Origin of the sequence: Borreliella californiensis, from assembly GCF_014205885.1 — a bacterium.
Taxonomy (GTDB): Bacteria; Spirochaetota; Spirochaetia; order Borreliales; family Borreliaceae; genus Borreliella; species Borreliella californiensis.
Map to the genome: position 1 here is coordinate 1 of NZ_JACHFB010000038.1, position 1,013 is coordinate 1,013.

Consider the following 1,013-nt stretch of genomic DNA (forward strand, 5'->3'; position numbering starts at 1 on the left):
CATCTGTAGCATTCAATGCTAGTGTAAAAACAATTGAAATTTTAAAGGAGGAACATAAAATTGCCGCAAGATACAATTAGTGTAAGTTTGCTTGATTCTAGGATTCAGACTAGCAGGCCCAATTATTACAATCCACTTTTGGTTTACAAAACAGCTAAAATCAAAATAAACAAAGATGCTGCTAACTTTATAACATTGAATTTAACCGTTAATAATTATGAAAAACAAATTGAAACTTTAGAAAAAGATAATGGGAGCGCAGAAGATCAGTTTGGAAAAGAAAAAACACTGCTAAAAACTGCAATGTCAAATTTTTTCAATTCAAGCGAAGAGTCGTTAAAATCAACTGATCTTTTCATTTATAAGGATAAGCCGGAAGAGCTTAAAAACTATCTTAAAATACATAGGCACACTTTTGTTGTACTTATTAATACAGAGGGGGATGCATCGGACGATGGACTTAAAATTTACAAAGATGACTATGCTAAGTTTAAAATGCCTTCAACTTTTTTTGTATTCTCCACTAAAGAACAAGAAATAAAAGAACTATTTAAAGATAAAGGCAATACTGTAAAAGAAAGAAATATTGCTGTTTACAGCAATAATAAAGACAATTTACACCTTAAATTTATAAGTCAATATTTACATCAAGCAAGCATTTTCCATGCTGTAAATCCTTATGGTATGCCACTGGCTGCTACACCGCTTGTTGACGACACTGTAATTGGAAAGTTACGAACTGCAAAAATTAACTTTTATTCACTTCTTAATGAGACTGGTCTTGATGGTATGCCTGCTTTTAAAGAAGGTGTTGATCTTGCTGGAAATTCAATAGATGAGCTTTTTACTTATCATTACATAAAAAATGAAGCAATTATTGAGCTTATCAGAATTTGGAACAAAAATAATAGACAAAACAGCAAATTATCAGCACTGCAGCTTAGTGGGGCTAGAGACAATGCATATACTTCAGCAATTGAATGCCTACTTAAACGGTTTATCGATAGAGGGCT

The 1,013-nt window shown here is 32.0% G+C and carries 1 protein-coding gene and 1 pseudogene; both read left to right on the top strand.

The genetic code is table 11. The annotated features are described in order from the left end of the window. A pseudogene (locus tag HNP67_RS07290) lies at positions 1-80 on the top strand (DUF764 family protein); the annotation flags it as partial. Further along, positions 61-1,013 (top strand): DUF787 family protein (locus HNP67_RS06850; protein ID WP_184125828.1); only part of this gene is annotated, 953 nt, incomplete at its 3' end. The pseudogene HNP67_RS07290 and the gene HNP67_RS06850, both read left to right, overlap by 20 nt.